Annotated in this window: 33 protein-coding genes and 2 pseudogenes; 24 read left to right on the forward strand and 11 right to left on the reverse strand. The window is 41.1% G+C overall.

Features of this window, described 5'->3' with window-relative positions:
• Nucleotides 1-75: 75 nt before the first annotated feature.
• Both Q5C82_RS09605 and Q5C82_RS09610 read left to right on the forward strand, forming a co-directional pair.
• Nucleotides 76-219 (forward strand): hypothetical protein, encoded by a 144-nt coding sequence (locus Q5C82_RS09605; protein WP_136975863.1) that lies wholly within the window; start codon nt 76-78, stop codon nt 217-219.
• A complete protein-coding gene (locus tag Q5C82_RS09610; RefSeq protein WP_003225992.1) occupies nt 152-2,188 on the forward strand; it encodes a GH32 C-terminal domain-containing protein in 2,037 nt (678 codons plus the stop codon). Before Q5C82_RS09605 ends, Q5C82_RS09610 begins: the two co-directional genes overlap by 68 nt.
• A 40-nt stretch (nt 2,189-2,228) precedes the next feature.
• Here the strand turns inward: Q5C82_RS09610 and yraA are convergent, their stop codons facing one another.
• The 4 genes and pseudogenes from yraA to Q5C82_RS09630 form a co-directional block, all read right to left on the reverse strand.
• A complete protein-coding gene (gene yraA / locus Q5C82_RS09615) occupies nt 2,229-2,738 on the reverse strand; it encodes a cysteine protease YraA (protein ID WP_013308024.1) in 510 nt (169 codons plus the stop codon).
• Between the two features lie 148 nt (nt 2,739-2,886).
• Nucleotides 2,887-3,936: a formaldehyde dehydrogenase AdhA gene (gene adhA, locus Q5C82_RS09620; protein ID WP_003225995.1), complete on the reverse strand. Its 1,050-nt coding sequence runs from the start codon at nt 3,934-3,936 to the stop codon at nt 2,887-2,889.
• A gap of 185 nt (nt 3,937-4,121) precedes the next feature.
• Complete coding sequence (locus Q5C82_RS09625) at nt 4,122-4,517, reverse strand: cupin domain-containing protein (protein ID WP_032727406.1); 396 nt, start codon at nt 4,515-4,517, stop codon at nt 4,122-4,124.
• A gap of 120 nt (nt 4,518-4,637) precedes the next feature.
• Nucleotides 4,638-4,793 (reverse strand): annotated as a pseudogene (locus tag Q5C82_RS09630) (carboxymuconolactone decarboxylase family protein); the annotation flags it as partial.
• A gap of 187 nt (nt 4,794-4,980) precedes the next feature.
• Here Q5C82_RS09630 and adhR point away from each other — a divergent pair.
• Both adhR and Q5C82_RS09640 read left to right on the forward strand, forming a co-directional pair.
• A complete protein-coding gene (gene adhR, locus Q5C82_RS09635; protein WP_003226000.1) occupies nt 4,981-5,385 on the forward strand; it encodes an aldehyde stress transcriptional regulator AdhR in 405 nt (134 codons plus the stop codon).
• 109 nt (nt 5,386-5,494) lie between these two features.
• Nucleotides 5,495-5,893 carry a MerR family transcriptional regulator gene (locus tag Q5C82_RS09640; RefSeq protein WP_032727407.1) on the forward strand — a complete coding sequence of 133 codons (399 nt, stop codon included), beginning with the start codon at nt 5,495-5,497 and terminating at the stop codon, nt 5,891-5,893.
• A 153-nt stretch (nt 5,894-6,046) separates the two neighbouring features.
• On the opposite strand, the gene Q5C82_RS09645 is transcribed toward Q5C82_RS09640, so the two are convergent.
• Nucleotides 6,047-6,949, reverse strand: a complete 903-nt coding sequence (locus Q5C82_RS09645) for an AraC family transcriptional regulator (protein WP_003226003.1) — start codon at nt 6,947-6,949, stop codon at nt 6,047-6,049.
• A gap of 166 nt (nt 6,950-7,115) precedes the next feature.
• Between Q5C82_RS09645 and Q5C82_RS09650 the strand changes: the two genes are divergently transcribed.
• Nucleotides 7,116-8,096, forward strand: coding sequence for an aldo/keto reductase (locus Q5C82_RS09650; RefSeq protein WP_003226005.1), 981 nt, complete (start codon nt 7,116-7,118; stop codon nt 8,094-8,096).
• A 34-nt stretch (nt 8,097-8,130) separates the two neighbouring features.
• Nucleotides 8,131-8,409: an HPr family phosphocarrier protein gene (locus Q5C82_RS09655; RefSeq protein ID WP_003226007.1), complete on the forward strand. Its 279-nt coding sequence runs from the start codon at nt 8,131-8,133 to the stop codon at nt 8,407-8,409.
• A 131-nt stretch (nt 8,410-8,540) separates the two neighbouring features.
• Here Q5C82_RS09655 and Q5C82_RS09660 read toward each other — a convergent pair whose 3' ends face one another.
• From Q5C82_RS09660 to Q5C82_RS09680, 5 genes are read right to left on the reverse strand one after another with little or no spacing between them, the layout of a single operon-like run.
• Nucleotides 8,541-8,840, reverse strand: a complete 300-nt coding sequence (locus Q5C82_RS09660; RefSeq protein ID WP_003226009.1) for a spore coat protein — start codon at nt 8,838-8,840, stop codon at nt 8,541-8,543.
• Between the two features lie 15 nt (nt 8,841-8,855).
• Nucleotides 8,856-9,053, reverse strand: coding sequence for a hypothetical protein (locus tag Q5C82_RS09665; RefSeq protein ID WP_003226012.1), 198 nt, complete (start codon nt 9,051-9,053; stop codon nt 8,856-8,858).
• Nucleotides 9,054-9,071: 18 nt separating this feature from the next.
• Complete coding sequence (locus tag Q5C82_RS09670) at nt 9,072-10,208, reverse strand: zinc-dependent alcohol dehydrogenase (RefSeq protein WP_003226014.1); 1,137 nt, start codon at nt 10,206-10,208, stop codon at nt 9,072-9,074.
• 18 nt (nt 10,209-10,226) lie between these two features.
• Nucleotides 10,227-10,595: a spore coat protein gene (locus Q5C82_RS09675; RefSeq protein WP_003226016.1), complete on the reverse strand. Its 369-nt coding sequence runs from the start codon at nt 10,593-10,595 to the stop codon at nt 10,227-10,229.
• 17 nt (nt 10,596-10,612) lie between these two features.
• Nucleotides 10,613-10,858: a hypothetical protein gene (locus Q5C82_RS09680; protein WP_003226017.1), complete on the reverse strand. Its 246-nt coding sequence runs from the start codon at nt 10,856-10,858 to the stop codon at nt 10,613-10,615.
• A 403-nt stretch (nt 10,859-11,261) separates the two neighbouring features.
• On the opposite strand from Q5C82_RS09680, the gene Q5C82_RS09685 reads away from it, so the two are divergent.
• From Q5C82_RS09685 to Q5C82_RS09715, 8 genes and pseudogenes are all read left to right on the forward strand, one after another.
• The gene (locus Q5C82_RS09685) at nt 11,262-11,621 is read left to right on the forward strand and encodes an SH3 domain-containing protein (protein WP_003226019.1); all 360 of its coding nucleotides are present in this window, start codon (nt 11,262-11,264) and stop codon (nt 11,619-11,621) included.
• Nucleotides 11,622-11,672: 51 nt separating this feature from the next.
• Nucleotides 11,673-12,029 (forward strand): SH3 domain-containing protein, encoded by a 357-nt coding sequence (locus tag Q5C82_RS09690; RefSeq protein ID WP_003226021.1) that lies wholly within the window; start codon nt 11,673-11,675, stop codon nt 12,027-12,029.
• 307 nt (nt 12,030-12,336) lie between these two features.
• Complete coding sequence (locus Q5C82_RS09695; RefSeq protein ID WP_003226024.1) at nt 12,337-13,092, forward strand: metal-binding protein ZinT; 756 nt, start codon at nt 12,337-12,339, stop codon at nt 13,090-13,092.
• A 345-nt stretch (nt 13,093-13,437) separates the two neighbouring features.
• The gene (locus tag Q5C82_RS09700; RefSeq protein WP_003226026.1) at nt 13,438-15,219 is read left to right on the forward strand and encodes a phosphatase PAP2 family protein; all 1,782 of its coding nucleotides are present in this window, start codon (nt 13,438-13,440) and stop codon (nt 15,217-15,219) included.
• A 65-nt stretch (nt 15,220-15,284) separates the two neighbouring features.
• Nucleotides 15,285-15,431, forward strand: a complete 147-nt coding sequence (locus Q5C82_RS09705; protein WP_194395083.1) for a hypothetical protein — start codon at nt 15,285-15,287, stop codon at nt 15,429-15,431.
• Nucleotides 15,432-15,605: 174 nt separating this feature from the next.
• Complete coding sequence (locus tag Q5C82_RS09710) at nt 15,606-15,938, forward strand: MmcQ/YjbR family DNA-binding protein (RefSeq protein ID WP_003226030.1); 333 nt, start codon at nt 15,606-15,608, stop codon at nt 15,936-15,938.
• Between the two features lie 112 nt (nt 15,939-16,050).
• A pseudogene (locus Q5C82_RS20495) lies at nt 16,051-16,429 on the forward strand (hypothetical protein); the annotation flags it as partial.
• A 37-nt stretch (nt 16,430-16,466) separates the two neighbouring features.
• Nucleotides 16,467-16,883: an alanine:cation symporter family protein gene (locus Q5C82_RS09715; RefSeq protein ID WP_326190832.1), complete on the forward strand. Its 417-nt coding sequence runs from the start codon at nt 16,467-16,469 to the stop codon at nt 16,881-16,883.
• Between the two features lie 189 nt (nt 16,884-17,072).
• Here Q5C82_RS09715 and Q5C82_RS09720 read toward each other — a convergent pair whose 3' ends face one another.
• Nucleotides 17,073-17,150, reverse strand: a complete 78-nt coding sequence (locus tag Q5C82_RS09720) for a YjcZ family sporulation protein (RefSeq protein ID WP_072175780.1) — start codon at nt 17,148-17,150, stop codon at nt 17,073-17,075.
• 157 nt (nt 17,151-17,307) lie between these two features.
• Here Q5C82_RS09720 and Q5C82_RS20500 point away from each other — a divergent pair, with 157 nt between their 5' ends.
• The 10 genes from Q5C82_RS20500 to Q5C82_RS20505 all read left to right on the forward strand — a co-directional run bounded on the left by Q5C82_RS20500 (nt 17,308) and on the right by Q5C82_RS20505 (nt 24,290).
• Nucleotides 17,308-17,406 (forward strand): phage terminase small subunit-related protein, encoded by a 99-nt coding sequence (locus Q5C82_RS20500; RefSeq protein WP_136975861.1) that lies wholly within the window; start codon nt 17,308-17,310, stop codon nt 17,404-17,406.
• Nucleotides 17,407-17,783: 377 nt separating this feature from the next.
• Entirely contained in the window at nt 17,784-18,098 is a 315-nt protein-coding gene (locus Q5C82_RS09725; RefSeq protein WP_003226033.1) for a helix-turn-helix transcriptional regulator, read from the forward strand.
• An 80-nt stretch (nt 18,099-18,178) separates the two neighbouring features.
• A complete protein-coding gene (locus Q5C82_RS09730; protein ID WP_003226036.1) occupies nt 18,179-18,607 on the forward strand; it encodes a DMT family transporter in 429 nt (142 codons plus the stop codon).
• Nucleotides 18,608-18,620: 13 nt separating this feature from the next.
• On the forward strand, nt 18,621-19,094 hold the full coding sequence (locus tag Q5C82_RS09735) for a DMT family transporter (RefSeq protein WP_003226037.1): 474 nt from the start codon (nt 18,621-18,623) through the stop codon (nt 19,092-19,094).
• 652 nt (nt 19,095-19,746) lie between these two features.
• Nucleotides 19,747-20,583: a transketolase gene (locus Q5C82_RS09740; RefSeq protein WP_032727303.1), complete on the forward strand. Its 837-nt coding sequence runs from the start codon at nt 19,747-19,749 to the stop codon at nt 20,581-20,583.
• The gene (locus Q5C82_RS09745) at nt 20,580-21,530 is read left to right on the forward strand and encodes a transketolase family protein (RefSeq protein ID WP_003226041.1); all 951 of its coding nucleotides are present in this window, start codon (nt 20,580-20,582) and stop codon (nt 21,528-21,530) included. The genes Q5C82_RS09740 and Q5C82_RS09745 overlap by 4 nt, the downstream gene beginning before the upstream one ends.
• Before the next feature lie 25 nt (nt 21,531-21,555).
• The gene (locus Q5C82_RS09750) at nt 21,556-22,314 is read left to right on the forward strand and encodes an SDR family NAD(P)-dependent oxidoreductase (protein ID WP_003226043.1); all 759 of its coding nucleotides are present in this window, start codon (nt 21,556-21,558) and stop codon (nt 22,312-22,314) included.
• A 213-nt stretch (nt 22,315-22,527) separates the two neighbouring features.
• Nucleotides 22,528-23,865 (forward strand): MFS transporter, encoded by a 1,338-nt coding sequence (locus Q5C82_RS09755; RefSeq protein ID WP_003226045.1) that lies wholly within the window; start codon nt 22,528-22,530, stop codon nt 23,863-23,865.
• A gap of 69 nt (nt 23,866-23,934) precedes the next feature.
• Nucleotides 23,935-24,156, forward strand: a complete 222-nt coding sequence (locus tag Q5C82_RS09760; RefSeq protein ID WP_003226047.1) for a 6-phosphofructokinase — start codon at nt 23,935-23,937, stop codon at nt 24,154-24,156.
• A gap of 8 nt (nt 24,157-24,164) precedes the next feature.
• Entirely contained in the window at nt 24,165-24,290 is a 126-nt protein-coding gene (locus Q5C82_RS20505; RefSeq protein WP_003226049.1) for a hypothetical protein, read from the forward strand.
• The last annotated feature ends 47 nt before the right edge of the window (nt 24,291-24,337 follow it).

The raw sequence follows: 24,337 nt of genomic DNA on the forward strand, positions 1-24,337 counted from the left end.
ATGTAAGGAAGAAGAGAGAAACTGCAGCAGTCTATCATATATCAATTGTTCGGATAACAGCGAAACTGAGGAGAATTGCCAGAAACGAATCAACTCACGCAGCAGTCTCTCTTGAAAGTGTTCAAACATGAAGAGAGGAGCGAAAAAACAAATGAAAAAGAGACTTATCCAAGTCATCATCATGTTCACCCTGCTGTTCACTACTGCATTTGCGGTTGAGGCAGCCGATTCAACAAGTTACTATGATGAGGATTATCGTCCTCAATATCATTTCACACCGGAGGCAAACTGGATGAATGATCCAAACGGGATGGTATATTATGCTGGAGAATATCATTTGTTCTATCAATACCATCCATACGGGCTTCAGTGGGGCCCCATGCATTGGGGGCATGCCGTGAGCAAAGATTTGGTTACGTGGGAGCACCTTCCTGTTGCGCTGGCTCCGGATGACAAAGGCACGATCTTTTCTGGAAGCGCAGTTGTAGACAGGAATAACACAAGCGGTTTTCAAACAGGCAAAGAGAAGCCGCTTGTGGCCATTTATACACAGGATCGGGAAGGCCATCAAGTGCAAAGCATTGCCTATAGCAATGACAAAGGAAGAACGTGGACGAAATACGCTGGCAACCCTGTCATTCCAAACCCGGGAAAAAAAGATTTTCGCGATCCAAAAGTCTTTTGGTATGAAAAAGAAAACAAGTGGGTGATGGTGCTGGCGGCCGGAGACCGAATCCTCATTTATACGTCCAAAAATCTGAAGCAGTGGACGTATGCAAGTGAATTTGGACAGGGACAAGGAAGTCATGGGGGAGTATGGGAGTGCCCGGATTTGTTTGAGCTTCCGGTAGACGGCAATCCGAATCAAAAAAAATGGGTGATGCAGGTCAGTGTCGGAAACGGGGCGATTTCGGGGGGATCAGGCATGCAATATTTCGTAGGGGACTTTGATGGAACTCATTTTAAAAATGAAAATCCGTCAGACAAAGTTCTCTGGACGGATTACGGCAAAGACTTTTATGCGGCTGTATCCTGGTCTGATATTCCATCCTCAGACGGCCGGCGGCTTTGGTTAGGCTGGATGAGCAATTGGCAATATGCGAATGATGTTCCTACATCCCCATGGAGAAGTGCAGCCTCCATTCCAAGAGAGTTAAAATTGAAAACGCTTACTGGAGGGGTAAGGGTCGTCCAAACACCGGTAAAAGAGCTGCAAACCATTCGCGAGACCCCTAAGAGGTGGAAGAATCAGACCATATCGCCCGCAAGCCAAAATGTGTTAGCGGGCCTATCTGGAGATACGTATGAATTACATGCAGAATTTCAAGTGACCCCAGGTTCAGCAGCTGAATTTGGTTTTAAAGTTCGAACAGGCAGAAATCAATTTACAAAAGTCGGCTATGACCGAAAGAACACCAAACTGTTCGTTGACCGGAGCGAGTCGGGGAACGTCACCTTTAATCCGACCTTTAACACCGGAAAACAAACCGCTCCGCTGAAACCGATAAATGGAAAGGTAGAGATGCGCATTTTTGTCGACCGCTCTTCAGTTGAAGTATTTGGGAATGACGGACAGCAGGTCATAACTGATATCATTCTCCCGGATAGATCAAGCAAAGGTCTTGAATTATATGCTGCAAATGGCAGTGTAAAGCTAAAATCTTTAACGATATATCCTTTAAAAAAGGTGTGGGGAACGTCACCTTTTATCTCGAATTTGACTGGCTGGACGACTGTAAATGGCACGTGGGCCGACACAATTGAGGGGAAACAAGGGAGATCGGACGGCGATTCCTTTATCATGTCTTCAGCATCCGGGTCAGACTTCACCTATGAATCTGATATCACCATTAAGGATGGAAACGGAAGAGGGGCAGGAGCGCTTATGTTCCGCTCTGACAAAGATGCCCAAAACGGTTATCTTGCCAACGTGGATGCGAAGCATGATCTTGTGAAATTCTTTAAATTTGAGAACGGTGTCGCTTCTGTCATTGCCGAATACAAAACGCCGATAGACGTAAATAAAAAGTATCATCTGAAAACTGAAGCTCAAGGCGATCACTTTAAAATCTATTTAGATGATCGTCTTGTGATCGATGCCAATGATTCCGCATTCGTAGAAGGTCAATTTGGCTTAAATGTGTGGGATGCGACTGCTGTCTTTCAGAATGTAAACAAGGGGTCTTAACTGAAAAAAGGCACAGACCTAAACAGTCTGTGCCTTCTCGTTATTTCAACAAATTTAATGATTCGCGGTTAAATGCTTCCAAATCATCAGGTGTTCTGCTTGTAACAATATTGTGGCTGACGACTACTTCTGCATCTTTGTAGTTTGCGCCGGCATTGATTAAATCTTTGCGGATGCTGCGGTAACCTGTGATATCTTTGCCTTTCAATAGATCCGTATCAATCAATACTTGCGGGCCGTGGCAAATAGCGAAAACAGGCTTTTTATTTTCGACAAACGCTTTCGCGAATTCTCCCGGACGGTCATCTGCACGAAGCAAATCTGGAGAGAATCCCCCAGGAATTAAAAGCGCATCAAAATCACTAGCATCCACATCTGAGATCGCTTTTTCGATCTTTACTTTCTCGCCATGCTTACCGGTAACTTCTTTGCCGGCTTCCAAATCGATAGCTACGACACTGTAGCCAGCTTCTTCGTATGCTTTTACCGGGCTTGTATATTCGATATCTTCGAATTGGTCTGTAACGAGAACGGCAATTTTTTTGCTCATATCAAAAACCTCCTATAACCTCTTTATGCCCATAGAATAACAGGAAGATTGACCGGTCTTCAAAACATTTGCTTAAGGAGATCGTTTTTCGTCAATTTCAGTAAATAAAAGCGGGTCAGCCCATTTAAGGACTAACCCATTTTTAGACTTACAATGTGGAAATATCAATCACAAATCGATACCGGACATCACTTCGGAGAATACGTTCGTATGCTTCGTCCACTTGGTCAGCGCGGATTACTTCGATTTTAGGTGCAATGCCATGCTCAGCAGCGAAATCAAGCATCTCTTGAGTTTCTGCAATTCCGCCGACAAGAGAACCTGCAAGGCTGCGACGTCCCATGATTAAAGAAAACACACTGTATGTGTCTTGCTCAGCAGGTGCTCCGACATTTACAAGTGTTCCGTCTATACGAAGCATTGATAAATAGGCGTCTACATCAAGATTCGCGGATACTGTATTTAAGATCACGTCAAAACGCCCGGCCAGTGCAGTGAATGTAGCTGGGTCACTTGTTGCAAAGTAATGATCTGCCCCAAGTTCGAGAGCTTCCTCTTTTTTATTCATGGAGCGGCTTAGGACGGTTACCTCTGCACCCATCGCATGTGCAAATTGAATTGCCAAATGTCCAAGACCTCCAACTCCTACAATGGCAACCTTTTTACCAGGCCCAACATTCCAGTGTTTCAGCGGGGAATACGTTGTAATACCTGCACACAATAGCGGACTGGCAACATCCATTTCCAAACTGTCTGGAATTCGGACAACAAATCTATCAGTTACAACGATCTTTTGGCTGTACCCGCCATACGTCGGATTTCCATCGTAGTCTAGTGAGTTATACGTTTGAACAACACCCTTTGTGCAGAACTGTTCCTCACCGCTGAGACAGTATTCGCATTCTCCGCAGGAGTCAACAAAACAGCCGACACCAACGCGGTCCCCGACAGCAAACTTGGTCACTTCTGTTCCAACGGCTTTTACGACACCGGCTATTTCATGTCCGGGCACCATGGGGAAGATGCCCCCGCCCCATTCATCGAATGCACTATGGATATCTGAATGGCAAATACCGCTGAATTGAATATCAATTAAGACATCATGCGGGCGTAATTCTCTTCTTTCAATCGTCGTTTGCTCAAATTTGGCTTTTGCATGTGATACGCTTAATACACGGGTTTGATGTTGATTACACATATGAACCTATCCTTTCTTCATCATAAGTGTTGTAAAAAACATGCACTTATTTATGTTTTATCGTGTCTTCAACATAACGATAAACCTTAAAGTCCGCTTTAAGGCAAGGGTTTTTTTGAAAAAAACTTCATTTCAAATTGAATCTGATAGATAACAAGCTTGGCTGAATACAAAAAGGGAACATTTTATAAGGTATAGTATAGGTCATCATGAACAGGCTCTAACCAATCCGTTTCCCCCGGCGTAATGGCTAAATGCACAAACCAACTGTCTTTCGTGGCACCGTGCCAATGTTTTACATGGGGAGGAATATTTATGACATCTCCGGTTTTGAGTAATTGAGCTGGTTTTCCTTCTTCTTGATACCAGCCTTCACCGCCTGTCACTAACAAAACTTGCCCGATTTTATGAGAATGCCAGTAATTGCGGGCTCCCGAAGCAAAGGTGACATTCCCGATTGAAGCATTGAGAGGTGTCTCATCGGTAAATATCATTTGTAAATATGCATCCCCGGTAAAGTTCGCTTCAATTTTTTCACCTATCGGAAAGATTGTGCTATTGCTTAATTGATCAGATGTCATATGTTGACCTGCTTTCTTTTCATTTTTAAAGATGCCTTTTGCGATATGAAATGCTGACCAAGCTTTGGGCCATCCGGCATAAAACGAGAGGTGAGTGATGATTTCTGCAATTTCTCCAGCAATTAACGCAGAAACTGTAATCATGCTGCGATCCCGCGGAGACAGTTTTTCCTCTCTTGCCCAAATGTCACCGAACAGAACATCATCGTTAAGTTCAGCAAACTTTGGCGCGAATTCTCCTAGTATATCTCGTCCAGCAGTTTGTTTCTTTGCCATTTAGCAATCCCTCCATCTAAACTGTTTTTATTGCATGGAGAAGTATAGAGCTTAAAGTGTGCTTTAAGGCAAGCCCTGTATTTTTGAAAAAAAGATTCAGCAGCTAAAACTTGTTTCCGCTTGACTTAAAGTTAACTTTAAGTGTTACCTTCAAAACATACAGGACAATGACAGAGAGGTGAAGAGTATGAATATTGCGCAGGTGGCAAAGCAGTTTGGCCTAACAGCTGCAACACTCAGATATTACGAACGTGTAGGATTGATCCCGCCGGTAAAACGAAAAGAAAGCGGCATTCGCGATTATGATGAAGAAGATATCAAATGGATTGAATTCATTAAATGCATGCGAAATGCAGGACTATCGATAGAAGCGTTAATTGAATATACAACGTTATTTACTGAAGGAGATCGTACGGTAGAAGCTCGCAAAAATATCCTGGCTGATGAAAGACAGCGGCTCATAGAGAAGCGGAAAGAAATTGATGAAACAATTAAAAGATTGGATACAAAAATTGAAGATTATGATGGGAAATTGCGCGAAAATGAGGCTAAGCTCAAAAGCAGGCCTAATACGGAAAGTCTTCACGGATAAATGAAGCAAGATAGCATTCTTTGTGTCCGAGGGGGCAGGTTAAAAATAAGGATTTTGTTTCGAACTTGTTTCCTCCGCCAATAAATGGATACCGAAAGAGGTGGTTACGATTCCTTATTCGATTGGAGAATTTGCAAACATCATCGGTGTGACAACAAGTACCCTCAGGTATTATGAAAAGGAAGGGCTCCTGACTCCCCATCGAAATGAGAATAATATACGGGAATTTACGGATCATGATATCGGCTGGGTGCGATTTTTACTCCATTTGAAAGATTCAGGAATGACGATGACAGAGCTAAAACAATATACAGCATGGCGAGCAATGGGGGATGAAACGATTCATGATAGGATGCATTTACTTGAAAAGCGTAAGCATATGGTAGAATTAGAAATTCAAGCTTTACAGCAAAATCTGCAAGTATTAAACCGTAAGATTGAATTCTATAAGGACCAGATAAAGGGGGATCAATATGAGTTTGTCCTTTATCCAAATGAAGAGGATTAGTCATAAAAACAAACGCTTTAAGGCTGAGGTGATTTTTAAAAATGAAAATTTCCTTCAGCCTTTTTTATTGATAAGAAGGAAACCAGCTTTTATATAGTCGAAAGTTTACTTTAGCTATCAAAAAAACAGTTAGTATAGTTCCCCGTTGTTCATTTAGTCAGATCTTCCCCTCAGCCGTTTGATATCTTCTTTAGGCGGAAAACCAAACATGCGGGAGTATTCACGGCTGAATTGTGATGGGCTTTCATAGCCGACTCGGAATGCAGCATCTGCGGCATCTGTTGACTTCATTAATAACAGGCGTCTGGCTTCCTGAAGTCTTAGCTGTTTTTGGAACTGAATCGGGCTCATAGCCGTCACAGCTTTAAAGTGCCTGTGCAGGGAAGAAACACTCATATTCGCTATATCTGCAAGCTCTTCAATTCGAAGAGGCTTGTCAAAGTCTTTCATGATGTGTTCAATGACATCTTGGATTCGATAGGTATAGCTACCCTCAATCGCGATTTGCTCCAAGGTGCGTCCATGCGGCCCTTGCAGAACCCTATAAAGAATTTCCTTTGTAAATATAGGGGCTAGTACTGAGATGTCTTTCGGGGTGTCCAGCAAAGAGGCCAACCTGAGAACTGCATCCAGCAAAGCTGGCTCTATTTTACTGACAAACATAGCTCTCTTCGTGTGTTTTTTTAGCCCTGCTTGAAAGGTAGAATCACTTAAAACCTCTAAGACTTGGCTCGGAGTAAATTCAAGTTTTAGAGCCAAATAAGGCTCATCAGATGAAGCTTTTATCACTTGCCCGGCAACCGGCAAGTTAACAGATGCCACAAGGTAGTCAGCAGGACTGTACCTAATGCGCTCCTTTGCAAGCAATACTTCTTTTTCACCTTGAACGATAACACAAAATGACGGCTTGTAAACGCTATAAACCGGTTCGGAAGCATGAGATTCACTGATGAAAAATAAAGACGGAACAGCAGTCTTGTGAATACCGTCCCGAGATGAATAACGTTCAATGAGTTTGGCAAGCTCTTCCTGTTGTTGGGCTATTCGCACAGACATATGTCATTCTCCTTCATCTTGATATTTTTCATTATAAAGCTTGTTTGCAAATTGTGTCATTGGCTGTGAGAGAATTAGGCAATCATTTGATACAAATGGGATAACGGTTGCTTTTTCATTCATTGCATAATGAGAAGCAGATACAAGGAAAGAGGGGACTCAAGAAATGGATTATGTAAAACTTGGACATTCCGGTTTAGATGTCTCCAGGCTTTGTCTGGGGTGTATGAGCTTTGGTGCAGCAGAAAAGTGGGTTCATCAATGGGTACTCGATGAAGAAAATAGCCGCCCCATCATCAAAAAAGCGCTTGAGCTTGGCATCAATTTTTTTGATACTGCGAATGTATATTCAATGGGAGCAAGTGAAGAAATACTTGGCAGAGCGTTAAAGGATTATGCCAATCGAGATGAAATCGCGCTTGCAACGAAGGTTCATCAGCGAATGCATGAGGGCCCAAATGGTGCCGGCCTCTCACGAAAGGCGATTATGAGTGAAATTGATAAAAGTCTTAAAAGACTGGGAACAGATTATGTGGACCTTTACATCATCCACCGCTGGGATTACCACACACCTATTGAAGAAACGATGGAAGCATTGCATGATGTGGTGAAGGCCGGGAAGGCAAGGTATATTGGTGCTTCTGCAATGTATGCATGGCAGTTCCAGAAAGCATTACATGTTGCAGAGAAGAATGGATGGACCAAATTTGTGTCGATGCAGAATCATTTAAATCTGATATACCGTGAAGAGGAGAGGGAAATGCTGCCGCTTTGCAAAGAAGAAAAAATTGGAGTGACTCCGTACAGCCCGCTCGCATCTGGGAGATTGACCCGTGATTGGTCTGAAACAACGCATCGCTCCGAAACCGATCAAATCCAGAAATCAAAATACGATGGTACTGCTGATGCTGACCGGCTGGTCGTGGAACGGCTTGCGGCAATCGCAGAAAAACACGGGGTTTCCCGAACCCATATCGCGCTTGCTTGGCTGCTGCAGAAGAAGCCAGTAGCAGCTCCTATTATTGGTGCTACGAAAATGTCTCATCTCGAAGATGCTGTCAGAGCTCTATCCGTTAAGTTAACATCTGAAGAAATGGCGTTTCTCGAAGAACCATATGTACCCCATCCGATAGTCGGCCACCATTAAATGCCGCTAATATGGTGATAAGGAGCAGGGAAGCATGATTGAAAAACAGTATACAATTATTGCAAGTACAGGATTTGCCCGTGCAGCAACTTTGTTGGTTCGTGCAGCCTGCAAGTTTCACGCTCACATCTATCTTTTATATGAGGAGGAATCCGTTGATCTAAAAAATCCGCCCAAGTCCCTTATTGATGTGATGTCATTAGGCATTACACCTGGTACTTACATTCAAATCAGAGCTGAAGGGATTGACGAGGAACAGGCTTTGCAAGCGATAGAAGACCAGCTGGGAAGAAGCGGGTTTACGAGTAATTAATTTATCTATAAACATAAAAACAAATGTCGAAGGTTAAAAACGGTCTACTCATGATGATCCAACTTTTAAAAAACAGAAGCTGAGGGACAGTTGTGGTCAATCAATACTGTTCCTCAGCAAATCAAAAGAGGTTAAAGGGTTGGCAACTGAATCGCGGTTTCGATATTTTGTAAATTCAGCTTCACTTGTTCATCTGTGTTCCAAGGATGATACCAGCCCTTTTCCATCATATAGCTTGAGATTTGTTCGTGCATATCGAGGGCTTCCTCTAAATGCCGGGTAAGGATCTCTTTCACTTCAGGCGTACCAGCTTCCGTTGCGGCCATCGCATAATTTCTGACTCCGTTTTTTGCTGCAATCAATAAGTCCATGGCAATGATTTGGTCTGTTAAAACGTTCATGCCAGTCAGATATTCAATGATAGGATTCATTAATCATTCATCTCCTCATTCATGCTTTGCATTAGATAAAATAGAGGCAAATTCCTGTAGCTGCCGTGTGGTAGTGTCAACGTCTTGCTGCATGATTTCTTTTAGCTTCGGATCAGATACCAGCGCCTTCATTGTTTTGGATTTTGTTAAACAAAGTGTCTTAAATGCAGTCATTTCTTGGACTTCTAGCACTTCATGTAAGGCGTATTCCATTTCTGTCACCTCCGTTTTTTAAGGTTTTAACACAACTTTTATACAATCATCCATTTTTGAATCAAAAATATCATAACCATGCTTGGCTTCACTAAGCGGCAGGACATGGCTTACGACATCTCCCGGATCAATTTTACCCGTCGACACTAATTCAAACATGTATGGCATGTAGTGGATCACCGGAGCTTGTCCAGAGCGTATATTGATGTTTCGCTGCATGATATCACCTAACGGAAAACCGTTATATCTGCCGCCATACACTCCTGTAATTTGTATGGTTCCTCCTTTGCGAACGGCTTGGGAAGCAATGACCAATGCACTCATTGTTCCGCCATGAAGCTTTAATCCGCTGGCGAGGAACTCGAGGTCGCTCATTTTCCCATCCATCCCAACAGCGTCAATGACAACATCCGCTCCGCCTTTGGTGATTTCCTTCAAGAAACTCCCTGTATTCTCATGGTCTTCAAAATTAACGATTTCGACTTTATTGGTTCGTTTTGCATGTTGTAAGCGATAGTTTACATAGTCAACTGCAATGACACGTTTTGCCCCCTTTAGCCAACAAAACTTCTGAGCAAACAGGCCGACTGGTCCGCAGCCAAGAACGATAACTGTATCGCCGTCTTTTACCCCTGCATTGTCAACACTCCAGAAGCCGGTGGTCATGGCATCGGAAATCACGCTTAATTTCTCATCGGGTTCCTCACAGGTTTCAGGAATTTTAAAATGAGTAAAATTGGCAAATGGAACTCTTAAATACTCTGCCTGCCCGCCTGGATAACCGCCGGTATGCTCTGAGTAGCCGAAATAGGCGCCCATCTCTCCATTGTCGTTAGATTGATCACATTGGCTTTCCAGTTGGTTTTTACAAAAAAAGCATTCACCGCAGGCGATCGTAAAAGGAATAATGACACGGTCCCCTTTTTTCACCTTTGTAACTCCTGGTCCAACTTCTTCAACGATTCCCATTGGTTCATGGCCGATGACATAGTCTTCATGCAGATTGGGAATCAATCCATGGATTAAATGTAAATCTGATCCGCAAATGGCTGTACTGGTGACTTTTATAATCATGTCATCGGACTTTTCAATCTTTGGATCTGGCACATCTTTGACAACAACATTTTTGATGCCTTGATACGTTACTGCCTTCATGCTGTAAAACCTCCAGTGTTAGTGTTCATCAGGTGTCCGGTCAAACATCCCTTTTCGATTTGTTTCTTTAGGAAAAAGGTTCATGTTACCGACCATGATCGTGTTTTTTGCAGAGAGCTGATCCAGCTTATACTGTTCGCTCAGCTCATACGGATGGAACCATTTTTTGCTTATCATCAGTTCCGTAATCTCTTGGTGCATCGCGATTCCTTGCATCAGCTGTTTTCGCAGCAGGGCTCTTACATCTGGTGAAGCGGTTTCAGTCAAAGCTACAGCAGTATTTCTCACGCCTTCTTTTACTCGTATAAGAAAATCCATCGCAAATGTAGTGTCTGCAAGTTCAGGCACATGTAGCGAATTAATAGGGTCTAAGTGATCATGATTCAAAGGGGCTTACCTTCCTTTCAATTGATGATTGGCGTTGGACGGCTTTGAGGGACAGGGGCCTGAAATGGTGCGCGCTCATAAACCGTTTGTAAATCAGTAAGATCTTGAATGGACTGCTGCACATCTTTTTGCATCAAGTCCTTAAGATCTTGGTCAAATACAAGTCCTTGCATTAACTTCGATTTCGCTATACAAAGTGTTTTAAAGTTAACGATTTCATGTAAGTCTACAGCCTCGTGAGCAGCTAATGTTTGATGATCCATAGTGATTTAACCTCCTTTAATCATCGTTACATTTCCCGAAATTAGGGTGTAGCATACAGAAAGAACGTTTCTCCGCTAAAAATAACATATACGGAATGATTACAAGTCGCTTTATTCTCATCAAGCACAATTGTTTATCTAAACAGCTTCTGTTGCGCCGCTTAATCACAAAAAGTGTATAAAAGCCTTGTCTTATTAAAAATGGACTCATATTTGCACATTCTGAAGATGCAAAATGTCACGTTTTTTTTTTGTCGAAAACATAGGAGTAATTCCACTTTTTAAAGATCTAGTTTATGGTACATTGATAAATATATGGAAGGGGAGGGGCGTGGTTTTCTGAAAGGTAATTTCTTTTACTGGATGTAAGAAAGCAGACGTATTATAAGGGGGATAGTATAAGGTGAATAAGCTAAAAATGCTAAGTACGCTAACGGTGATGATTGCATCATTGCTCATTTTTTCTAGCCATGCACTTGCCGCTCAGTATTATACGGTCTCAACAAGCAGCGGTGCACCTGTAAATATGCGCAGCGGCCCAGGTACAAATTGGGCGATTGTAACGACTATTCCGAGCGGAACCCGCATCCCGATCTATTGCTACAAAACCGGTACAACTGTAACTGGAAAGTATGGAACGAGTAATATTTGGAATTACACAGAGCGGACACTTGCCAGCGGGGAGATCGTTCCTGGATTTGTCTCTGATACATATATGTATACAGGCTCAGACGGTCCGGTTGTTCCTAAATGCAGCTGGTAGCATATGTTTTATCGTTCTTAAAATGAAGGAATTGAAGAAAGAGGGATGACATTGGCTAAACTGAAAATGCTGAGTATGTTAACCGTTATGATTGCATCATTATTCATTTTTTCCAATCAGGCACTTGCTGTTCAGTACTTTACTGTTTCAACTAGCAGCGGTGCGCCTGTAAATATGCGCAGCGGTCCAGGTACAAATTATCCTATTATGCTTTCCATTCCAAGCGGCTCGCGTGTTCCTTACTATTGTTATGCTTACGGAACAACTGTTACAGGGAAGTATGGAACGAGTAATATTTGGGATCAAATCCAGTGGAAAGATTCTCGGGGTGTCGTAAATATTGGATATGTTTCTGACACATATGTCTACACAGGCTCAGACGGCCCGGTCGGTTACCGATGCAACTAGCTGTATACTCCGTACAATAGAGTCTCTTCTTTAGGGCCTATCTGAATGAACCATACCAACTTTGTTGGTGTGGTTTTTCCTGTTTATAAATAACTCAATCGCTAGGATAGCCCACTCATTAATGATAACTTTAAGTACATAAATGAAAGACCGAGGAAATTGTGTTTGTATTTGTATGAACAGTCAAGAGGGCAGAAAGTAAGATGATGAAATCATGAAAACATCTCATTTTCCCTTTGATCTTTGCATAAGATAAATGTATAATACAAATCGTAATAATTTCGTTTTGAGGAGAAGGAGTGTCGTAATGGGAATTTTATTTGCAAAGAGGTTAGGGATATTAGCGATTGGTTCATTACTAGTATTGGCAGGATGTCAGACTTCAGGTTCATCTAAAGGTGAGTCTAATAAAACAGCATCATCCTCAGCGGTTGAAGAAGACTCTTCTAAAACGCAAGAGCAAACATCAGAATCTCATCATCATCATCATGATCACGATCATAGTCATGCACATGATGAAGAAACAGAAAAAATTTCTGAAGGCTATTTTAAAGACAGTCAAGTAAAGGATCGGTCACTTTCTGATTGGGAAGGAGACTGGCAATCTGTATATCCATACCTGCAAGATGGTACTCTTGATGAAGTATTTTCATATAAATCAGAACATGAAGGTGACAAGACAGCTGAAGAATATAAAGAGTATTATAAAAAAGGGTATAAAACAGATGTTGACCGTATCTTAATCAAACAAGATACTGTAACGTTCTTTAAAAATGGAAAAGAATATTCTGGTAAGTATACGTATGATGGGTACGAAATTCTAACATATGATGCGGGCAATAGAGGGGTAAGATACATATTCAAACTAGCTAAAAAAACTGAAGGACTTCCTCAGTATATTCAGTTTAGTGATCATAGTATCTATCCGACTAAAGCGAGTCATTACCATCTGTATTGGGGTGACGACCGTGAAGCTTTACTTGATGAAGTCAAAAACTGGCCTACCTACTACCCGTCAGAAATGGACGGACACGATATTACCCATGAGATGATGGCGCATTAATTAAGGTGTAACATGACCATGAAGTATAGTATTTCTTTTACACAAACGATCATCCCTGTGGAAAATTGATAGATTGGGGAAACACGACTAGTCCTTTATGGAGATTGATGCTTAGATGCCATCTGTGTTAGCTGCTGACTCCTAGTCAGCAGCTTTTTTTGCCCTTTTTCTTCCGTTTCTTTCTCTCCGCTCGACGGCGACTACAACTTCATTGAAAAATAAACAAAACATTAATAAAACAACGTTATTTCATTAACAAAGTTAAGATACGATTAAAATAACGTGACGATTAGGAAAAAGCTTTTTGGAGATAGGATTAAGGGTAAGGGAGAGTATGATGAAAAAATGAAATTACTAAAGATGAAGAAGCATGTAGTAGTGGCTTTATTTTCTCTAATATTATTTCAAAGTTCTGTGAGTGTATGTTATGCGAGCACAACAGCGAAAGCAAAAACAGTAACTCCGCCGCCGCCCCCTGCTTCCGGATACTTCGTAGATCATTACAAAAATAACAGCTCTGCTAATACTACAGTGAATGCCAATCCATCGATCGGGGTACTTTCAGAATTTCAAAATCTTTGGACTCCCGGAAGTACTTGGGATAGTGGCGTAAAACTGAACAGCAGCGTGTTGGATGCCAACATTCAAAAAGTTGTTGACATTGCTGAACGGCGCACTTTCAGCGAGGAAAAAGCTGCATATTTTGATGATCGGAGGAATCAGAGCTACAGTGTGATTGAGGGTCTCGGTCCGCTTACCGATGTATATCGAATGAATGCGGGCGCGACGACAACGATTAACAGTATCCCGGAAGATGCCACAATAAAAAAATATCATGATGAAGGAACCAATTCTGGCAGCACGAGCTCCAGTCTCGGCAGCATCGTGAGTTTGGTCAATACGTTACGCGGCCCCTATTCTTCAACGAATCCGGCTAAGGGATACTTTCAATATCCCCGCCCGTTTCGCTGGGAAAGCAATTCGATTCTTGTTCCGACCCTTGTTCCTGCTATCAATCCTGATCCGAGCAAAGACGGAGGTTTTCCCAGCGGACATACGAATGCCGCATATCTCAGCGCTTTTGCTATGGCTTATGCCGTACCGGAGCGTTATCAGGAACTCCTTACCCGGGCTTCGGAGCTCGGCAATAACCGCATTGTTGCCGGTATGCATTCCCCGCTTGATGTAATGGGAGGACGTGTCATGGCAACTGGCTTGGCCGCTGCTATTTTATCTGATCCAGCCAATAATCGTTTGAAAAAGGCTGCTTATGATGAAGCTCACAGTAAGTTGTTAACACAAACTGGTACAGCGGAAGATCGATTCAGCGATTATGACATGAATAAAAAACAATATATTCAACGATTGACATACGGATTTGGACAAATCAATCCAACTGCTAAACCAATGGTGGTTCCTAAAGGAGCTGAAGTTCTGCTGGAAACCCGTTTTCCTTATCTTGATAAAACGCAGCGCCGCTGGATTTTAGCTACTACCGGTCTTCCTTCCGGCTATCCTGTTCTTGATGACGCTGAAGGATGGGGACGGCTTAATCTCTTTTCGGCCACCGATGGATATGGCGCTTTTACCAAAAACGTTACCGTCAATATGGATTCTTCAAAAGGCGGCTTCCATGCAATGGATCGCTGGCGCAACGATATCTCCGGCACCGGAAAGCTGACTAAAAAGGGGACAGGCACGTTAAAGCTGGAGGGGAACAATACATATTCCGGCGGTACACGGATTGATCAAGGAACACTTGAGGGCGACTCGAAGACAGCCTTTGGGAGAGGTGATGTGTCAAACAAGGGAGGCACCCTGAAGAAAGATGTGTCAGGAAAACTGATCATCGGAGGAGACTATAAACAATCTGCCAAGGGTATACTTGAGCTGAATCTCAGCGGGAAAAATGATCTGCTTCACATTAAGGGCAAGGCAAAAATGAAAGGAACATTACGACTCCATTTTTCGAACAATTATGTACCGGCAGACGGATCTACAATCATTACCTATCATAAGCGTCATGGATCATTTTCTTCCATCGAGACCGTAGGATTGCCAAGCAAGTACAAAGTGAAGATCGTCTATAAGTCCAACAGTATCCAATTAAAAGTCAAGGCAAATTAGGTTTGCATCCAAGCGTGCAATGGTCATTACTTGGAGGGGGTTTACTCCATAAAGAATATGTTTTCATGCTGGTGCTAAGTTGGCACCAGCTTTTTTGGTTTATCGGTGCTCGTTATGATGAGTATGCTGGTGAACAGGCTGACGGTTCGCCGGAAAAAATACAGAAGCAGGAGTATCAACGAGAGCTTCTATTTGTTCAATGCTCCATTTGAGTAGGAACATAGCAAAACATTGAAAAAAGCAACTAACAGTGGTTGGAAGATTTTTTTATACGCTGGAAATCGTATAGAGGTATGATTTAGATAGTGCTCACTTATTCATTTTGGTTAAATAAAGTAGAGGAAATCAGTAGTTAAAGGCAGCTATATGTTGAAGGAGGGCAACCAATGAAAAATAGAGAGGAAGCAATTGATTATTGTTTGAGTTTTAAAGATGCATATGAAGATTATCCGTTTCGAGATAAGAATTGGACATTAATGCGACACGTTACAAACAGGAAAGTGTTTGCGTGGATATTTGAAAAAGATGATCATATTTGGATCAATGTGAAGTGCGAATCCGGTTTTCTCGATTTCTGGAGACACAAATACACTTCAGTAGTTCCAGCATTTCATCTCAATAAAGATCATTGGAATTCTATCATTCTCGACGGAACTGTTCCAGAGGAAGACATATACGATATGATAAAACAAAGCTACATGTTAACTAAAGCAAAGTAAGCGACAGATGAGGGAGAGGGTATATAATATCTAAAACCTTGAAGTGCTATAATATGCTAAAAAGATTAAGCTTTTCCCTTTACTATGTCCAAACCAGTTGCCATTTTTAGAAGATGTAGTAGATAACTATTATGGATTCATTTATGATTTCAAGTCCTATAAGGATTCTCGGGACATTTATTGCACTAGTATTTATACAACTGTTTGCAATGGAAAAAAGATAGACATAGGAGAAAAAACATAAGATTAGATACGATCCCGTCCGGTGAATATGTATGTATCGCATTTGATTGGTCTGCAAAAAATTATGATGAATATTATTAAAAACTTTATCAATATATTGAATCTCATGCATCCAAACAGATGGAAAAGTATATCAAGTTACCATACTGATAACGGGAATGATAATTGATCCCTTGATGGAGGAACTTCATCACGTCACACGCTGTTGCTGGAAAAGACCCTTCTGCTTATCCTTCACTTGCTGTTGATTCAGTCATCCCTGGTTCTGGTGCAGCCTTTTTAGCTATTGCTCTGTTCTTCTTTGGTTTTACTACCCTCAAGTCATACTACTATAAAGCCGAAACTTGTTTAGCTTTTATTCATCAAAATCGAGAAAAATCTTATAAATTCATCTTGTATCCTTTAAAACTCATTTTGCTCGTTATGATATTTTACGGCAGTGTGCAAACGGATGAAATCGTATGGGCACTCGGAGATCTTGGAATGGGAAGTATGGCATGGCTGAATTTAATAGCCATCTTATTCATGACGAAAACGGCTTTAAAAGTACTAAGAGATTATGAGGAGCAAAAAAAGGAGGGGAGAGATCCAGTCTTTGATCCAAAAAAACTTGGGATAAAGAATGCACATTTTTGGGAGAAAGAGTATCAAGTAATAGAAAACGATGAAGAAGGAAGTAGGTCAAGGATGTGCTTTAATTAGTTAAATCCCTCTCTAGGTAAAAACGAACGACACCTTTAGGACAGTCTGTTTAGCTGTCCACATTACAGTAGATTTTAATATTTTCCTGATTCAGAAACTTTATCAGTATATGGTGAGTTAATCACATAACAAAACAAACGCCACAAAGATTTCTTATGGCGTCTGATGGATATGGGGCAAGGTGAGTTCTTAATAGCCACCGAAGAAAGATGTCCCAACGATGATTAACAGGATGAATAGCACCACTATTAATGGAAATGACCGCATAACATCACCTTCCTTAAAAGAGGATAGTACATGATATGCTGAGCGAGCTCATTCGATAGTGATGATAGTTTAATTGATTTTTTATTTTTTAACCTAAATGGAATAATTCATAATATTTAAAACTCAATTATGAGATCCAGGGGTGGGTGAGGGTGTAATGCCAAAACCACGAAATCCTTGCAGAGACGAAGCTTTTCTTTTGTGGGAAGAGACGAACATGACCAGTTATTTCCTCGATCAACTATCATATTCTTAGAAAATGAGATGGGAAGTTAACCGATTCAAAATTAATCATAATGTGAGTATTGAAAGAATAAGTTGGAGAATACATATAAAGGTTCTAGAGATTCTCTGTGGGGAGGCCTGCCCTTTTTTTGAGGGCTTGCACCCTTGACGTAGGGATCAAATACATGTCGAAAGCTAATTGGCTTTCTTACTAACTGAAATGGCTTTGAAAAGTTTAGGGCATAGTGCAAAGTGAAAAGCTTATTCTTTACGATTTGTGTAGCGGTTCTGTTTTGAACTGCAAAACGTAGAACAATGATCTACTTTTCCTGATTTTTTTGTCCTATGATATATCTTATTTTGCTTTCAACTTGACATATCGGGAAATCTAGATATAGAATTACACGCATGGAACCTATTGACGTATTCAAAGCGTTATCTAACGAAACAAGACTCAATATTCTGCAGTGGTTGAAGGAACCCGAGAAGCATTTCCCAAAACAAGGCGCTCATTTGCCAAAGGAGGTAAGTTACAAAGGCGGAGTATGTGTTGGGGATATTCAAGAAAAAGCCAAAGTTTCTCAATCTACCGTTTCCAGCTACTTAAACATGATGCAAAAAGCTGGTCTGCTTGAGTCGATTCGTCATGGACAATGGACTTACTACAGGCGTAATGAAGAATTTATTCAACAGGTAGCTAAATATTTTAAAACAGAAATCTGATTTATGTTGATTTCTGTTTTTTTTACCAAATTATATCTGTTTTTCTGGATATACAAATATACGAAAAAGGAGATCTTGATATGCGCTTTATATCTTATTTACTTGCCCTATTGGCTGGAGCAGCACTTAGCTTTGAAGGAGCTATCTATGCCGAGCTAGGAAAAACAATTGGACAAATAGAAACAAGTTTTTATAACTTCTTTATGGGCTCAATTATTATGGGGCTATTGTGGCTCTTTTTTGGAAAAGGAGAGCTTTCCTATACATTGAAAGCACCTAAATGGTCATTACTTGGGGGTGTCATGGGTGTTGTTTATTTAACCTCTATTGTTGTAAGTGTTCCATTCGTTGGTGTGGGTATCACCATGGTTGCGGTCATTATCGGGCAATTGGTAATGAGTATGGTGATTGAACATTTTGGATGGCTTGGAAGTAAGAAAACAAGGGTTAATAAAGAAAAGATTTTCGCCGTAATTTCAATGATTATTGCACTTATTTTAATAAACTAGGAGGTCTTTAATAATGGGGTTATTTATGATTTTATTCACATTGATTGGCGGTCTCACATTAAGCGCACAATCATCTATTAATGGTACATTTAGCCGAAAAGCTGGAACAATTGAAACAACATTTTTAACCTTTCTCACTGGAACAATGTTTCTTACGATTTTCATTTTATTTTTTGGCAGCGGGAATGTGCTTGGACTTCTAGAAGCGCCTAAATGGCAATTAAGTGCAGCATTTTTGGGTACGGCATATTTGCTGCTAACTGTCATAGCCGTTCCAAGAATAGGGGTTATTGCAACTAATATTGCTGGTATAGCTGGCCAACTTGTCATTGGGGTAATGATTGATCATTTTGGATGGTTCAATAGTTTAGTCATAGAATTAGATATTAAACGTGTTTTCGCATTGCTATTTATGATTATTTCCCTGTATTTTATCTATAAGGGGAATAAGCGTTCAAACAAGGAAGCCCAAGCACAGAAAGTTTAAATAAAATAACATGGTGCATATAAAAAAGCTAATTTTAAAACAACACACAGGAAAAACCTAGTTATCTCCTGTGTGTTATGCGTCTTTAATAGAAGGTTAGTTATTCTAACAGACATGCAAATCAGTGACATGTGCATACGGCCCCAATAATTTAGTTGTTTATTTATACTCTAAAAAGCAGCGGCCAAAATGATGCTATTGGGTGTAATGAATGACTTCACATGCTTGAAATGCCGGGCTATTGTAAAAGATGATAAGCTTTCACTGTATTGAGGCCTAGGGGCACAATAAATGTTCGAGAAAACATCGATGGTTTCAAATTATCGGTGTTTTTTTAATTTGTTTTCATACTTATTGAAATTCACCTCATTTGGACAAACAGCTATAACATCAAAGGTGGTGCATGCTGAAGGTAAAAATCAACGAGGGGCCACGAGCTGACAAATACTCCTTTATAGAAAGAGATCCAGGGTGAGGATATGAAAATGAGCTAAGCCTTTAAAGCATAATTGATTAAATTTAAAATTTTCAAAAATCGGTAGACAAACGCTTTCAAGAATTGTATAGTGTTCTCATAAGTTACTTGTAATACAAGTGAACAAGTAACTAAGAATATAAGATTGTATCTTAAATCATGACTGAGGTGATCGGAGTGAAAGAAGTAAGTATTGCGGAACTAAAAGAAAAAGCCATTGAGCTTAGGAAAACAGCGATTACCATGGTATACGAAGCGCAGTCCGGGCATCCAGGAGGTTCATTATCCGCTGCTGATATCATCACTGCCCTTTATTTTAAAGAAATGAATATAGATCCAAAAAATCCTAAGTGGGAAGACCGGGACCGTTTTGTCTTATCGAAAGGCCATGTGGCACCTATTCAATACGCTGCCTTAGCGATGCGAGGCTTTGTCCCATATGAAAACGTATACAAATTAAGACAGTACGGCTCGCCTTTCCAAGGTCATCCTGATATGAAGAAATGCCCAGGGATCGATATTTCAACTGGCTCACTAGGCCAAGGGCTTTCCTGTGGCGTCGGTATGGCGCTTGCAGGCAAACGGGACGACAAAAATTACCGGGTATTCGCTATGGTAGGCGACGGTGAATGCCAAGAAGGACAAATTTGGGAAGCGGTTCAAACCGCAGTAAAATACAGCCTTGATAACTTAATTGTTTTTGTCGACAATAACCGCCTGCAAATTGATGGATTCTGTGATGAAGTAATGCCACTGCAAGACATCGAGAAAAAGTTCGAAGTATTCGGTTTTGAAACCAAGCGAATTGACGGACACTCGATGGAAGAAATTGTAGAGACATTAGACAAAGTAACAAAAACGAAAAATGGAAAGCCAACATGCATTGTAGCAGACACGATTAAAGGCAAGGGTGTTTCTTACATGGAAAATATCTGCTCATGGCACGGGGTAGCACCAAATGAGAAAGAATATGAACAAGCATTAGAGGAACTGGCAGGAGGTTTAAGATCATGAGCCAAACCGAAAAAGCATTAGTCACGAAAAAAGCGACACGGGAAGCTTTTGGTGATGAAATCGTTGAATTGGGAAAAGAAAATAAAAATATTTACGTAATAGATATCGATATCGGCAAATCATGCAAAACAGGAAAATTCATAAAACAGCTCCCTAATCAGCATGTGAACGTCGGGATTGCGGAACAGAATGGTGCCGGCCTGGCAGCAGGTCTGGCGACAACAGGTAAAATCCCATTTGTAAGCACTTACGCCGTCTTCGGCTCGCTGCGCATGGCAGAACAAATTCGACAAGAGGTATGTTATCCAAACTTGAACGTGAAGATTGCCTGCTCGCACGGCGGATTAACACCAGGAAACGATGGCGGCAGCCATCAGGCAATTGAAGATATGGGTGTTTTAAGGTCATTCCCAAATATGACTGTGATCATGGGTTCTGACTACCACTCGACAAGAAAACTGATCAGACAGGCAGCGAACTCGTATGGTCCAATGTATTTGCGTTTTACTAGAGACGCGGTGCCGGTTATTTACGATGAAAATGAAGAATTTATCATTGGAAAAGCCAAGAAATTAAAGACCGGGAAAGATATTGCGATCATTGCGAATGGCGATACAGTATATCTTGCTTTAGAAGCGGTCAAAAAGCTAGAAGAACAGGGGATTTCTGCAACACTTTTAGATATGCATACGATCAAGCCTTTGGATAGAGAAGCCGTGGTTGAGTGTCTGGATATCGGCAATATCGTGACTGTAGAGGATCACAACATCCTGAACGGACTGGGAAGTGCTGTATGTGAAGTAGCAGCGGAAGAAGGGATGGGACGAGTCAAACGAATCGGGGTGCAAGACCGGTTTGGAGAATCAGCCCCTTATGAGAAGCTGTTGGAAATCAACGGCATTACTATCGAAAACATTATAAAAACAGCGAAAGAAATGCTTAGATAATAAACTATGAAAGTAGGAGTACGCTATGTTTACATTAAATAATCAAGTAGCTATAGTGACAGGAAGTGGTTCTGAAAAAGGAATCGGTCGAACCATTGCATTAACTCTTGCCAAACAGGGGGCTTCTATTATAGTAGCAGATATCAATCAGGGTGGCATTCAGGACACAGTAGAAGCTATTACGAAAAATGGAGGAAAAGCGATTGGTGTAGAAGTTAATGTTACAAATAAAGAATCAATTGACCAGATGGTGGCTAAAACGCTTGAAGCGTTCGGCCGCATCGATATTTTAGTGAATAATGCGGGAATTTCTCAAAAAGTAACGGTTCAGGACATGACACTGGAAGATATGACAAAAGTATTCAACGTCAATATGTTTGGTTTGTTCTTGTGCACACAATCAGTCTTGGAAACAATGAAAAAACAGCAATATGGCCGTATTATCAACCTATCTTCTGTGTCTGCAAAAAGGGGCGGCGGCGTTTTTGGCGGAGCTCATTATTCCGCTTCAAAAGCAGCTGTATTAGGCTTTTCCAAAAACCTCGCCCGGGAAGTGGGGAAGGATGGTATAACTGTAAATTGCGTAGCACCAGGTCTTGTCAATACTGACATTTGGAGGTCCCTTCCTAAAGAAGATGCAGCAAAGGTCATTGACAGTATTCCGATGGGGCGTCCAGGTGAAACGAAAGAAATCGCAGCCGCAATTACGTTCTTGGCTACTAAAGAAGCATCCTACATCACAGGGGAAGAAATCGATATTAACGGCGGTTCACATATGGACTAATGGATCTATGCGAGCGGGCATGTTAAACATGCCTGACCCTCTTCTATAAAAATAGAATGCTGATAGCTATTATTCTTCATGAGAAACATTTTGTAAGCGCTTAACAAAAACAGAAAGAATTTTTAACAATCAGATTTTCCGAAAACTGGTGATCGGTTTAATTCTAAGCTTTAGTACGGGGCATGGTCAAAACAAGGTTAAGGGGGAATCATATTGGATCAGCTAGCATTAGAGCGTTCAACTACTCGTAAAGTAACACTGCGTTTAATTCCATTTTTGTCCTTATGTTTTATTATCGCTATTTTAGACCGCGTGAACATCGGATTTGCTGCACTTCAGATGAATGAAGATCTAGGGTTTTCAAATGCTGTATTTGGACTAGGGGCTGGAATCTTCTTTTTAGGTTATTTCCTATTAGAAGTTCCGGGAAGTGCCATAATGACAAAAATCGGTGCGAGAAAATGGATCAGCCGGATTATGATTACTTGGGCTATCATCGCGGTATTAATGGCTTTTGTGCAAGAACCATGGCAGTTTTATACAGCGCGTTTCTTATTAGGCGCAGCAGAAGCTAGTTTTTATCCTTGTATGGTCTTTTATTTGAGCGGATTTTATCAAACGAAACATCATGCTAAAGCAATTGCTGGGTTTATGCTGGCGATCCCCGGTGCGAATGCATTAGGTTCTCCACTATCTACATTTCTCTTAGGAATTGATTGGCTTGATATGTCTGGCTGGCAGTGGCTATTTATTATAGAAGCGATTCCAGCACTTATTCTTGGTGTTATTGCATTCTTTTACCTGGATGACAAAATTGAAGATGTAAAATGGCTTGATAAAGATGAAAAGCAGTGGCTTATTCATATCACAACAAAAGAAAAATTCGAAAAAGAACAGGTAAAGCACTACACCTTTGCTCAAGCTTTAAAAGATCGGGATGTGTTAATTCTATCTGCCAGCTATTTCTGCTGGATGGTTGGATATTACGGCATTAATATGTTCTTGCCGACAATCTCACAAGGATTATCTGAAACTATTTCTCTAAGCACGCAGGGAATGGGCTGGCTATTAGGGTTTATGTATGCCTGCGCCATTGTAGTCATGATTTTGGTTGGGAATCATTCTGACAAGAAAAACGAAAGGCGCTGGCATGTAGCGGCTTGTTTAACTGTTAGTGCTGTTGCCATGATCATTAGCAGCTATGTAGCAAATTCAAGTGTTATCTTAGCATTTGTATTTTTAACAATTGCATTATGCGGAGCTTTTGGTGCCTATTCTCCGTTTTGGGCAATTCCGCCTTCTTTTTTAACAGGAGCTGCAGCCGGTGGGGCGATCGCATTAATCAATAGTATCGGAAATCTTGGCGGATTTTTCGGGCCATACATTGTCGGTTACATTAAAGATATAACAGGTTCTTTCAACATAAGTATGATTTCCTTAGGCATCAGCATGATACTTGCTTCTCTTATTATTGTTTTCCTGGTTAAACAGACAGGAAAAGCGCTTATCGTAAATAACACAGACAAATCCAGTATAGAAAAAACTAGCTAAAAACAGTCGATAACGGCTGTCATCTTTGAAAGAAAAGGAATTTTCCTGACCTTTCAAAAGGTATGGGAAATGAATACAGCTATTCGGGCTGCGGTCAAAGCCGAAAATCACTCTGGTGCAGACATTATGGGGATTCGAAGCTGTTATCAAGGTTTAGTCAACGGAATGATTCATCCTTTGACCCTTGCGGATGTAGAACACATTTCGAATAAAGCCGGCACGATCCTGCAAGAATTTATGGAGGACGCAGGGAGAAGAAAGGCGGTTCAGTCTTATGGGAATCTGGCATAAATGCTCTTGTGGTTATAGGCGGGGAAGGGTTTTTAAAGGGAGCGCAGAAATTGTATCGGTTGGGCGTAAAGGTAGCAGGCATTCCATGTACCGATGATCATGACCTGCCGTATACAGATACTCGATTGATTTGATACTTCATTAAACACAGTGATTGACTGCATCGGAAAAAATCAAAGAT

The organism is uncultured Bacillus sp., assembly GCF_958411575.1.
In the GTDB taxonomy this organism is placed as follows: Bacteria; Bacillota; Bacilli; order Bacillales; family Bacillaceae; genus Bacillus; species Bacillus spizizenii.

Excerpts from the sequence above, each read along its gene's own strand:
- yraA (WP_013308024.1), bottom strand. The coding sequence starts at position 2,738 with ATGAGCAAAAAAATTGCCGTTCTCGTTACAGACCAATTCGAAGATATC.
- Q5C82_RS09710 (WP_003226030.1), top strand. The coding sequence starts at position 15,606 with ATGAAAAATAGAGAGGAAGCAATTGATTATTGTTTGAGTTTTAAAGAT.
- Q5C82_RS09700 (WP_003226026.1), top strand. The coding sequence starts at position 13,438 with ATGAAATTACTAAAGATGAAGAAGCATGTAGTAGTGGCTTTATTTTCT.
- adhA (WP_003225995.1), bottom strand. The coding sequence starts at position 3,936 with ATGTGTAATCAACATCAAACCCGTGTATTAAGCGTATCACATGCAAAA.
- Q5C82_RS09645 (WP_003226003.1), bottom strand. The coding sequence starts at position 6,949 with ATGTCTGTGCGAATAGCCCAACAACAGGAAGAGCTTGCCAAACTCATT.
- Q5C82_RS20500 (WP_136975861.1), top strand. The coding sequence starts at position 17,308 with ATGCCAAAACCACGAAATCCTTGCAGAGACGAAGCTTTTCTTTTGTGG.
- Q5C82_RS09650 (WP_003226005.1), top strand. The coding sequence starts at position 7,116 with ATGGATTATGTAAAACTTGGACATTCCGGTTTAGATGTCTCCAGGCTT.
- Q5C82_RS09660 (WP_003226009.1), bottom strand. The coding sequence starts at position 8,840 with ATGAATCCTATCATTGAATATCTGACTGGCATGAACGTTTTAACAGAC.
- Q5C82_RS09680 (WP_003226017.1), bottom strand. The coding sequence starts at position 10,858 with ATGGATCATCAAACATTAGCTGCTCACGAGGCTGTAGACTTACATGAA.
- adhR (WP_003226000.1), top strand. The coding sequence starts at position 4,981 with ATGAATATTGCGCAGGTGGCAAAGCAGTTTGGCCTAACAGCTGCAACA.
- Q5C82_RS09750 (WP_003226043.1), top strand. The coding sequence starts at position 21,556 with ATGTTTACATTAAATAATCAAGTAGCTATAGTGACAGGAAGTGGTTCT.
- Q5C82_RS09730 (WP_003226036.1), top strand. The coding sequence starts at position 18,179 with ATGCGCTTTATATCTTATTTACTTGCCCTATTGGCTGGAGCAGCACTT.
- Q5C82_RS09655 (WP_003226007.1), top strand. The coding sequence starts at position 8,131 with ATGATTGAAAAACAGTATACAATTATTGCAAGTACAGGATTTGCCCGT.
- Q5C82_RS09725 (WP_003226033.1), top strand. The coding sequence starts at position 17,784 with ATGGAACCTATTGACGTATTCAAAGCGTTATCTAACGAAACAAGACTC.
- Q5C82_RS09705 (WP_194395083.1), top strand. The coding sequence starts at position 15,285 with ATGCTGGTGCTAAGTTGGCACCAGCTTTTTTGGTTTATCGGTGCTCGT.
- Q5C82_RS09695 (WP_003226024.1), top strand. The coding sequence starts at position 12,337 with ATGGGAATTTTATTTGCAAAGAGGTTAGGGATATTAGCGATTGGTTCA.
- Q5C82_RS09610 (WP_003225992.1), top strand. The coding sequence starts at position 152 with ATGAAAAAGAGACTTATCCAAGTCATCATCATGTTCACCCTGCTGTTC.
- Q5C82_RS09760 (WP_003226047.1), top strand. The coding sequence starts at position 23,935 with ATGAATACAGCTATTCGGGCTGCGGTCAAAGCCGAAAATCACTCTGGT.
- Q5C82_RS09665 (WP_003226012.1), bottom strand. The coding sequence starts at position 9,053 with ATGGAATACGCCTTACATGAAGTGCTAGAAGTCCAAGAAATGACTGCA.
- Q5C82_RS09720 (WP_072175780.1), bottom strand. The coding sequence starts at position 17,150 with ATGCGGTCATTTCCATTAATAGTGGTGCTATTCATCCTGTTAATCATC.
- Q5C82_RS09670 (WP_003226014.1), bottom strand. The coding sequence starts at position 10,208 with ATGAAGGCAGTAACGTATCAAGGCATCAAAAATGTTGTTGTCAAAGAT.
- Q5C82_RS09735 (WP_003226037.1), top strand. The coding sequence starts at position 18,621 with ATGGGGTTATTTATGATTTTATTCACATTGATTGGCGGTCTCACATTA.
- Q5C82_RS09625 (WP_032727406.1), bottom strand. The coding sequence starts at position 4,517 with ATGACATCTGATCAATTAAGCAATAGCACAATCTTTCCGATAGGTGAA.
- Q5C82_RS09745 (WP_003226041.1), top strand. The coding sequence starts at position 20,580 with ATGAGCCAAACCGAAAAAGCATTAGTCACGAAAAAAGCGACACGGGAA.